The organism is Azohydromonas caseinilytica (genome assembly GCF_012927045.1).
In the GTDB taxonomy this organism is placed as follows: Bacteria; Pseudomonadota; Gammaproteobacteria; order Burkholderiales; family Burkholderiaceae_C; genus Azohydromonas; species Azohydromonas caseinilytica.
On sequence record NZ_JABBFW010000042.1, the window covers coordinates 26,394 to 36,749 of the forward strand.

Here is a 10,356-nt window from a genome sequence, read left to right on the forward strand (position 1 = left end):
CGACATGACCAAGAAGATTGCCGAGAAGTCCAAGCTGGTGAACCTGCTCCCCGATCCGGAGCCCCCGATGGCCCCGCCCGCCGCGGTGGACGACGGGCTGGGGCAGCGCAAGGCCTACACCGGCGTAGGGCAGATGATGGGCGTGCTGGGCCGCTCCAGCCCGCTGGGCAAGGAGCTGGCGGAAGTGAAGGCTCGGCTGCGCGAGTACGAGGGCAGCGTGCCGCTGAAGCTGCTGGACCCGCGCACCATCACCCGCAGCCGCCTGGCCAACCGGCATGAGTCCGAATTCGAGTCGGAGGATTTCGCGCGGCTCAAGGGCGAGATTGAGCATGCCGGCGTCAACGTGCAGCCGGTGAAGGTGCGCCCGCTGGAGCCGCCGCGCGATGGGGTGCAGTACGAACTGGTGTTCGGCCACCGCCGGCACCGCGCCTGCCTGGAGCTGGGCGTGCCGGTGCTGGCCATGATCGAGAGCGTCAGCGACAAGCTGATGTGGCTGACCATGGACCGTGAGAACCGGGAACGGCGCAACCTCTCGCCCTGGGAGCAGGGCCAGAGCATCCAGCGCGCGTTGCAGGCCGGGTTGTTCAGCTCGATCCGGCGCCTGGCCGAGGAGTCGGGCATGGACCACAGCAACGCCGCCAAGGCGCTGCGGCTGGCGGAGCTGCCGGCGGCGGTGGTAGCGGCCTTCAACTCACCGGCCGACATCCAGCTGCACTGGGCCCGCCCGCTGTCCGAGGCGCTGCAGCAGGACCCGGAAGGGGTGCTGGCCCGTGCCAAGAGCATGGCCGCCCGGGGTACCGTACCACGGGCCCCGAAGGCCGTGCTGGACGAGCTGTTGGGTCACTCGCAAGCGCGCGGTGTGGCCGACAAGCGCCAGTTGAAGAAGGATGGCAAAACGGTGGCCGTGCTGTCGCAGAAGGCCGGTGGTGGCTTGGCCATCGAGATCCGCCAGCCGGTGGACATGGGGGAGGTGGAAAGCCTCCTCAAGAAGCTGCTGCGGCTGTAGCCGGCCCTGGCTTCTGAAACTCCGGAGCAGGGCGGGGTACCGTACCACCGAGCCTTGGGCGGCCAAGCATCCCGCCGGCTCGGGACGCCTGCCGGCGCGCAGGCCCGGTCTGCCGTGGTCTCGTACCACACATCGATGCCGGCCAGGGCGCCGGGCGGTGCCGCGCACTACAGCCTCGCCGACACCTTGGTGCCGGTCCGCGCGTGCTGGCCGAGCCGGCGCTCCAGGGGGCGCGAATGACGTGAGGTACCGTACCACGGGGTCAAGGGCGGCGGCGGCCGGACCGTCGCCTTGCAATCCCTGCCAAGGCCACTAACGGCCTGGGCCCCGCTCCGGACCGCAGTCCCAGACTGCCTGGCGCAAGGCCGCACCGTCGGCCCCAGGGCGCCTCTCGCTGTACTGCTTAGGCGCCTGAGTACCGGCCGCGCGGAGCGGCTTGGCGGTGCAGCAGGTCCTGCTTGCCGCTCCCGACGGCAGAGTCGATCAGCGGGCGCCCGAGGTTCCCCTTCGAGCGGGACGCCATTCGGTCTGAGCCGATCTCATCCTTGGACTGCGAGGACCGGGCCACGGACGCGCCCGTTCGAGGGCCAAATGGTGCGGCATGGGCGCCGCACTCTCCGCCCGGTCCATGTGGTCTGCACGGCTCGGTGAGCGCCTGGTCGCTGGTCATCGTGTCGCCAGCGGCAACGCTTGGCATCGGCAGCGTACAGGCAGGGCCCAGAGGCATCGAGCCACCGTCTGTACGGCGCCGCCACACGCACCAATGGCTGGCATCTGGTCACTTAGGCGGACGGCGGCCCCGGCTTGGCGGGCACAGGGCATCGAGGGGAGGTTGGATGCGACCTTTACCGGCTCTCGTACAACAGGTCCGCTGGATCAGGGGTTGAGGCCGACGGGCCCGCCAACGATGCGGGGGCAGGGCGACCAGCGGGGTTTCAACGAGGCCCATGAACCGGGGTGTGGTCCCGTACCACGCTCTTGAATTGGTCAGGTCCCGGAGCGCCAGCGTGAAGCTGTGAGATTCGGTCCACTGATCGGGGTGCGCCCACAGGGCGAGCGGGTGAATACAGCCGGCGGCCGGGATGGCTGCCCGGCTGTGGCCAGGATCGCCCGCTGCACGGCGTTCGCGGCGATCGGCGTTCCGTTGGAAGGGCGACGCGTCGAAGCTTGTACCGTCTGCCGTTCCAGTCACGCCTCTTGGTCAAGACGCGACTCCAGGCCAATTCCACACCACCGGTCCGCAGCGCCCCTTACCCCGTGTCCCAAACGGCGGCCAGGGCGCTTGCAGGCGACGACACCCATGCTGCACTGCACCGACAAGGGCGCTTTGGACCCGCTGTGCGCAATCCCCGGCCACTTGTCTGCGCCGCCGTCGCGAGTCGCTTCACGTACTCCGCATGCCGACGCCGGTAGGTCCGCCGCGTCTGTGCCTGGCATCGTGCCGGCCGCCTGGACTTGCCCGAGCCAGCCCTGCCGTCGTGGCTATGGGTCATGCCGGCGTTGCTTCGCCCGCCACAGATGCCGAGGTACCGTACCACGCCCCATCCGGCCACGTGATCCATGCCAAGCGCCGGGACCGGGGCAGTCCGTCGAATACGGCCGTGTTCCAGCCGAGCGCGTGGTCGATCCCAAGTCACGGAACAAGACGCCGTCGCCACACCAGGCCGAATCGATCCCGCCTGGAAGCACCGCCGCGGACCGAAATAATGGCGGCCTCGCCGGAGCGTCAGGACGCTCCTCGTACAACCTTCATGGAGGCGCCACATGTCATCCCCCATCCGCATCATTTCGTCCATGGCCACCAAGCAGCTGCTGGCTGATCTGGTCGCCCAGTTCCAGCAGTCTTCCGGCCAGCAGGTCAATGTCGAATCGGTCGGCGGCGTCGATGCCGCCAAGCGCGTGCAGGCCGGTGAGGCCTTCGACGTGGTGATCCTGGCGTCCAACGCCATTGACCAGCTTGCCCAGGCCGGCAAGGTGGTCGCGGGCAGCCGCAGCGACCTGGTCCGCTCCGGCGTGGCCGTGGCCGTGCGTGCCGGCGCGCCGCACCCGGCCATCAGCTCGGAAGAAGCCGTCAAGCAGGCGGTGCTGGCGGCTCCCAGTCTGAGCTACTCCACCGGGCCCAGCGGTGTTGCCCTGGTCAAGCAGTTCGAACGCTGGGGCATCGCGGAGCAGATCAAGGACCGCATCGTGCAGGCGCCCCCGGGCGTGCCGGTGGGATCGCTGGTGGCCAAGGGCGAGGTGGCCTTGGGCTTTCAGCAGCTCAGCGAGCTCATCCACCTGCAAGGCATCGATGTGGTCGGGCCGCTGCCGCCTTCGATCCAGGTCACCACCATCTTCTCCGCCGGGGTGGCTGCCACCTGCGCTCAGCCCGAGGCTGCGCGCCGGCTCATCGAGTTCCTGACTTCGCCGGCGGCCCAAGCGGCCAAGGTGCGCAACGGCATGGAACCAGCCTGAACCGCGGGTCGCCGGCCGGCGACCACTGAAGCGATCTCGGCACTCTCCTCGGGAACGCGGGGTCAGCGCCACGGGACCCGTCAAGGCACGGAGTGGGAAAGGCAGCCGGGTGTGCAGCCACCGTCACCTGGACCGGCGTGACGGTGCCGCCAGACCAGGCCTGGCCAAGCCATCCAGCCATGGCGTGGCTGCCGTGCCCGCAGCCCTGAGCGTCAGAGCACGGCCGCGTGCGAGGCCGGGCGCAGCAGCAGGCCTTCGTGACCCAGCTTGCGGCAGGGCAGGGAAAGGCTACTGCGTCGTCATTTGCTTCGGGTGCTTGGAACGCCTGGCGGCCTCGCTCCCGTGAGCCGGGCTGTGGACCCACGTCCCCGGCGGCCGCCACCGTCTTCGCCCGCGTCCTCCTGTTTCCAGGGAGCTGTCCCGTGGCCCATGGGTCGTGACGCAGGCTCCGCGCTCAGCCTGCCGTGATCCCATTGCGGCCAGGTGAACCTGGAGCGTCGAGACCACACGGGTGGCTTGCGCAGGCGTGCGGAGCAGGCCGCAGTTCCACCCTTGCAGGCAGAGAGCCCGGCTCGGCAATCGCATGAACCTGCCTGAAGGAACGACAAGAAGTCGTCCCGGAACACGACGCTTTCCAAGTTCCGCCTCCTTTCCTGAGCCAGGATGCAGGCCCAGCGGCCAGCCCTCTCTTTGCCGCTCCATGGGCGGGCCTTGAGGCGACAGCGACCGCTACCACCGCAGCTTGAGACCGTCAGGCCGGTGCAGGCTTGAATGTCCCGTCGTGAGGGCAGGGCATCGTCTCGTGATGTGGCCCGCAGCGACCTGCCGACCGGGTCAGGGCACATGGGGCGTGTACCGATCTGCCGATAGCCCCGCCATTTCCGCCGTCTCAACCCCTTGTGCCCGATGGCTGCCGGCGCGGTTCCATCCCGACGGTGCCTCGGCCTGGGGATGTTGCCGCGCCGACCGTTGGCGTATTCCCCGGACCGCATGCAACTGCTTGTCGCTGCTTGTGAAACAAACAGGGTGCGGCAAAGGCCATGAATCATGCAAAAAAAGACAACCTAAGATTAGTGCGCTTATGCAAGGTGCAAAAACTGGAATGCAGGGTCGTTACACCGGCGTAAAAGTGGCATGGACCGCCCGTTGTCACGTCTGGAGGGCAAGAGCAGGCGCGACCGGGTCAGATGCCGCCAGAGCGGCTGATGCAGGGGGCATGTCGGCGGACCCGCCCCGCCTCGACGGCCTCAAGAGAAGGCCGGGCGGCAGCCGCGGTCACGCGGGCCCGCACTGGGCGCCGCAGAAGCCTGGACAGCTCTTGTCGAGGAGCGGGAAGCAGGCGCCGACGGCAGCCGTGCTGGCACCGTGTGCGGGCTGTCCGATGGCGCGCTTGCTTGCGGCGGCTCAGCGGCTCAAGGCCGCACGCGTGTGCTGCGCGCACACGAAGCGGCCGCTGCGCTGGTCGAAATCCCAGCGCTCCACGCAGCAATGGGCCGCCAGGGCCGCACTCTCATGCCGCAGCACATTGACCGAATTCGGCTGCTCGCTGCGCACGCGGTGCGAGATCGAAGTGCCGGCCTGGACGATCCAGATGGCCCGGGCGCCCATGTCCACACGATCACAGCGCGGTCGGTGCGTGTGGCCGCCCAGGATCACATCCACGCCCGCCTGGGCCCAGGTGGACAGCGCGTTGCGGGGGCAACGCAGGCGGTGGCCGAGGTCGCAGGCGTCGAGGGGCTGCAGCGGCTGGTGGGTCGCCACCACCCGCAGTTGTCGCGGCGACGCCTGGCGCAGGCGCTGTGCCACGCGCTCCACCTGCGCCGGGGACAGCTCGCCATGCTTGTGGCGCCAGCGCCGCGTGGTCTTGACCAGCAGCAGCAGCAGATCTTCGCGTTCAAGCTCGGGCTCCAGCTCCGTGCCGAAGGCGCGCCGGTAGTTGGCATAGGGCCGCACCAGGCGGTCCACCAGGTTGTAGAGCGGGATGTCGTGGTTGCCGGGCATTGCCACGGTCTGGGCTCCGGGCAGCGAGTCGGCGAAGCGCCGGGCCGCGCTGAACTGCTCGCGGCGTGCCCGTTGCGTCAGGTCGCCCGTCCAGACCACCACGTCGGGGCGCTCCTGGAGGGCCAGTTGCCGCAGGGCATCGCGCACCGCCGGGATCTCGGCGCCGAAATGGGCGTCCGACACCTGCAGCAGCACGCTCATGCCGTGCTTTCGGGGGCGGTGGACAGCAACTGCAGCGGTGTCGGGGACACGGTGAAGGTCAGCGGGGTGTGCAGCCACAGCACCTCGCCGTCGATGGCGGCTTGCAGCCGGCGCGCCCGGCGCCCGATGCCGGGCGACACCGTCAGGCGGCGGAAAGCGAAATCCACCGCATTGCTGGCCTCGGCCAGACGGCCCAGCGCGCCGCGCAGGGCCAGGCCCAGCATGCCGAGGCGGCCCACGGGCCGCACCATCACCGCCGCCAGCGCGCCCGCGCCGGCGGCGGCGGCTTCCGGCAGCCCCAACTGCTCCACCTGCAGACGGTTGTTGCTCACGAACAGGGTGGCGGTTCGCACCGTGACGCTGCGGTCGCCCAGCTCCAGCTCCAGCGTCCATTCATGGTGATGGCGCAGGATCGTGCCCAGCGCGGCCAGCATGGCGTTGAAGCGATAGCGTCCGAACTGACGCTTGAAGGCCTCGCGGTCCTGCAGCAACTGCGGATACAGCCCGAGGCTGGCATTGACCAGGAACACGCGGTCGTTGAGCAGCCCCACCTGCACCGGACGGGGCCGGGCGGCCAGCAGCTGCCGCGCCGCTTCCTCGGTGTCGGTGGCAAGGCCGTGCGAGCGCGCGAAGTAATTGAAGGTGCCCTGCGGCACCACGCCCATTGGGCGGCCCGTGGGCAATACCGCCTGGGCCAGGGTGTTGAGCGTGCCGTCGCCGCCGGCCGCCACCACGGCACCGCTGTGCGTCACCGCCCAGTCCACCGCGTGCGCGGCTACCTCCTGTGGCGAATGCTCCTCGTCGATGCGCCAGATCTCATGGCGACGGCCCGCTTCGAGCATCACCCGCCGCAGGGTCTCGATGCGCGCTTGTGTTTCCTGGTGGCCCGAGCCGCAGTTGACGACGATGGCCAGCGGCATCTCGGCGTTGTTGCTACTGCCGGCAGTGACCGCCGGCCGGGCGAATTCCGCAGCCGTTTGCATGACGCAGCCAAGGCAACCGGCGTACCCGGCAGGGACGACGGCGGATTCGTCGGTCTTGACGCTTTCCGGGCACAGCACCCAGAAGGGTTGGGACAGACAGCAATTTGAAGCGCCTGACTTTGAGCCTTACCAGGACTGAAAAATGAAGCGGGTAGTCACATATGGGACATATGGGGGGCTGCCGGTGTGAGTGCGCGTGCCGGGTATTTCCCTCCTGTCCAATTGCGCTCAGCTGCTTACCAAGTGATTCGGGCGATACATGCCGGCACAAGCAGACGTTAAGGCATGGGGTTTGTTCTGCATTAAATCATGCGCAAAGTGCAGTAAAGCCGCCGCCTCGTTGGGAGGTCGCCTTATGTGCAATTCTCCGGGCCTGTATTCCATGCATTTACGTGAATTAATGATGTCGGCGTCGCGCAACGGCGTGTCCCGCAATACTTTCTCGGTTCTGGCGCTCGCCGCGCTCGCCGCTTGTGGCGGGGGCGAATCGGTCACGGTCTCGCCCGAGGATCCTGCGGCCATGGACATCGCCGAAGACGATGTCGAGGCACCGGTCGATTTCGGCAGTGGCCCGGTCGCCGCGGCCGGGGCAGTGACCGAAACCATCAAGGCACTGGCTGCCGCTGGCGAGCTCAATGCCTCCTACAAGCCCCAGAGCACCACCCGAGCCGCGTATACCGCCGGTGCCTTCGGACCTGCCTTTGCCTGGCCCATCATTCCGTTGCACATGGTCCAATTGCCCGATGGCCGCGTACTGGCCTATGGCAGTGACGACAAGGGCGCGCAGGGAGCCAAGCTGCACTATTCGGTCTGGGATCCAAACTGGAATCCTTCGGCACCGGGCGCGGATGCCTCGGCCTTCCAGTTGCTTTCGAACACCACGGGCACCGACCTGTTCTGCAATACCCAACTGGTACTCCCAAGCAATGGCCAGGTGTTCATGGCCGGCGGCGACCGTATCGTGAACGGAATACGCAATTACGCCGTCGCGGACACGAATTTCTTCAACCCGGCGGACAATTCACTGCGCAAGGAGCCTGGCTCGATGGCCTACCGGCGGTGGTACGGGACGGCCATCACCACGCAGCGTGGCGAGGTGGTGGTCATGGGCGGACGGGATGACCGCTATTACGCGGGCACGAGCACCAAGCCGGCCACCGCAGCCACATATTCGCCGATTCCCGAAATCTATGTGCCGGGCAGCGGGTGGCGCACATTATGGGGTGCGCGCAGCGACGCGGCTTTTGGAGAGATCAAAGGCAATTGGTGGTATCCGAAGTCTTTTCTGACACCTAACGGCAAGATCCTGACCATCACCAACGACGGTTATTTCTATTCGCTCGACCCGGCTGGCAGCGGCTCGATCACCAAGCTCAACGGCAAACTCCAGGGGACGAACTACAACACGACCTCCGTGATGTATGCGCCCGGCAAAATCTTGTCCATCCGAAACACGACGCAGGCCGCATTGATTGACGTCAACGGCGCGCAACCCGTCATCCGCATCACCGCGCCGACGAGCACCGGGCGCAAATGGGGATTTTCTACGGTCCTGCCCGATGGGACGGTCTGGCTCAATGGTGGCTCGCGCAACGCCAATACGCTGGCCGACGCGGTCTATACCAGCGAGCTCTGGAATCCGGCCACTGAGAAGTGGACCATGACGGCAACGGCTACCAAGCCGCGCCTCTATCACGGCAACTCGATGCTCCTGCCCAGCGGTGCAGTGGTTACAGGTGGCGGCGGAGCTCCGGGCCCGGTGCGAGGGCTGAATGCCGAGGTGTATTTCCCGCCGTACTTCTTCAACCCGGACGGTACCTGGGCGACGCAGCCGGTGATCGATTCCGTCTCGCCACGCAACTTCGGCTGGAGCGACACCTTCACGCTGCAGATGGGCACCTGGGCCACGATCGACAAGGTGGTGATGATCCGTACGGGCTCCTCCACCCATTCCTTCAGTAACGAGCAGCGCCGCATGGAACTGCCGTTCACGCAAACAGGGCGTACGGTCACGATCACCGCCCCGGCCCGCGCCACCGAAATGCCGCCGGGCTACTACATGGTGTTCGCGCTGAAGAAGAATCCCCGTGCGCTTGCCGGAGACACGCGTCTGGTGCCCTCGGAGGCCAAGATCGTCAAGCTGTCCTGAGTGTTGCCTTCGCAACCAACAGCCATGAGTCTGCTTGGGTCGGCTGCCAGATCCTGGACAGGCTGGTGGCACTCTCGGCATGCTCATGATCGGCGTTGCACCGATCGAGCGTGCCGTGTCTCCATTTCAAGCCTTGCGCTGTATCGGTAGAGTAGGGCGCTGCGCGCCGTCCAGTTGCGGAACAGACGGCCTGCCATGCTGAAATGCGGCGGGATGTCCGTCACGGCACCGAGCTACGAGCACATCGTGAGCTCACTGTGCCCATGCAAAGGCCCGCCGTCCCACACTGCCGGAAAAGGCAGCCTCAATAGAAGAAGCACAGCCTGCTTCGCGTGTTGAAGCACTGCAACCGGTGCAAGCGCACCCGGTCCTCCTGGGCCGCCTTCACGGCATCTCATCGTCTACGACTTCCCTGGCGCATAAGGTTGGCCATTGCCTTAACCATCAGGCCGCAGGCGCCACTCGACCCAACTGGCACAACACCGATCCCAGATCACGGGCCCCGCTTATCGGCGAGCGTCTCAGTCCAGATGATTGCCAGTGGCAATCATCTTTCGAAATGGCAAGCGCCCTTCGCGCGGGTCGAACGAAGGTGTGATGGTTTCCAGTGAGACGCCCTATTACATCCATCAAATAATGTGTCAGGCGTATCTTTACACAAGCGTTGTCATCACAGTTGCGCCGGCTTTGATTTCATATCTATCATCTTGGCTTCCGTATCTCGCATCTTCTTTGGAGGGAGCCAGCTACCTAACCACGCAGATTCCATCGGGACGTGTACCCCTGTGAATTGGCGAGCACTCTGGACTGCTTGAGGTCAAAGACACCTCCGCGGTTTGGACGCTGATCAAGGATGCCGCTTTGCGCGGCGCGAAGAACAGCCCGTAGACCATCCCGCCTTTGACGCATGTTCGCGTGAGGAGGAAACATTCCTCCAAGCCGCGTGTACTGCTCTGGGCCATTCAGCTGTCTGCTGAGCAAAGCCGGCGTGATAGCGCCATCGACTGCACGGATCAGCGCACCGACGCGCTGATGCCGTGGCGTCACCGTGCGAATTTTTGGGTCAACGGCCTGGAGAGCTGATATCTCTGGGACGGCGGCCACTCCACTCGGAATCAACGACAGATTTCCGGAGTACTTGCAGGTTTCCTCTGCCAAGGCAGGGCCCGAAATACCTGACGACCATGCCTTGTGTCTGATTTGGTCAGACGAGGGATCTTTTTGTCTACTTTTTATTGACATGATGCAGATGACCACTCGACGCTCTCGTATTGCTTTGCTGTCTTCTCTGATGGGGACAGTTTTTCTGGCTGCCTGCGGTGGAGGAGACGAGAGCAATGCAGCGGATGCAAGCAATATGGGAGCGGAAAGCTCCTTGGAGACTGCAGCCGCAATTTCTCCCACGTCGAGTGGCACGTGGACAAAAATTGCAAATGAGTGGAGCTATTTCACGCTGAGCAGCAGCCAATATGTGCGCTACGGCTCCGGCTCCAAATGGGTCGGCAAATATGTCAGCGGCAAGGCGCAGTGCGCCAACGACTTCTTCGGCTCCGACCCCGCCC

The 10,356-nt window shown here is 65.9% G+C and carries 5 protein-coding genes and 1 pseudogene; 4 read left to right on the forward strand and 2 right to left on the reverse strand.

Translation table 11 applies throughout. The annotated features are described in order from the left end of the window. Window positions 1-4: 4 nt before the first annotated feature. Both HHL10_RS28135 and HHL10_RS28140 read left to right on the forward strand, forming a co-directional pair. Window positions 5-1,006, forward strand: coding sequence for a ParB/RepB/Spo0J family partition protein (locus tag HHL10_RS28135; protein ID WP_169163747.1), 1,002 nt, complete (start codon window positions 5-7; stop codon window positions 1,004-1,006). A 1,764-nt stretch (window positions 1,007-2,770) separates the two neighbouring features. Continuing rightward, a complete protein-coding gene (locus HHL10_RS28140) occupies window positions 2,771-3,460 on the forward strand; it encodes a substrate-binding domain-containing protein (RefSeq protein ID WP_169163749.1) in 690 nt (229 codons plus the stop codon). A gap of 1,404 nt (window positions 3,461-4,864) precedes the next feature. Here the strand turns inward: HHL10_RS28140 and HHL10_RS28145 are convergent. Together HHL10_RS28145 and HHL10_RS28150 are read right to left on the reverse strand one after the other, a co-directional pair. Then, complete coding sequence (locus HHL10_RS28145) at window positions 4,865-5,662, reverse strand: metallophosphoesterase family protein (protein ID WP_169163751.1); 798 nt, start codon at window positions 5,660-5,662, stop codon at window positions 4,865-4,867. Continuing rightward, window positions 5,659-6,645, reverse strand: a complete 987-nt coding sequence (locus HHL10_RS28150; protein ID WP_169163753.1) for a diacylglycerol/lipid kinase family protein — start codon at window positions 6,643-6,645, stop codon at window positions 5,659-5,661. Before HHL10_RS28150 ends, HHL10_RS28145 begins: the two co-directional genes overlap by 4 nt. A gap of 382 nt (window positions 6,646-7,027) precedes the next feature. Here HHL10_RS28150 and HHL10_RS28155 point away from each other — a divergent pair, with 382 nt between their 5' ends. Then, entirely contained in the window at window positions 7,028-8,794 is a 1,767-nt protein-coding gene (locus HHL10_RS28155) for a galactose oxidase-like domain-containing protein (RefSeq protein WP_169163754.1), read from the forward strand. 1,249 nt (window positions 8,795-10,043) lie between these two features. Further along, a pseudogene (locus HHL10_RS28160) lies at window positions 10,044-10,356 on the forward strand (hypothetical protein); the annotation flags it as partial.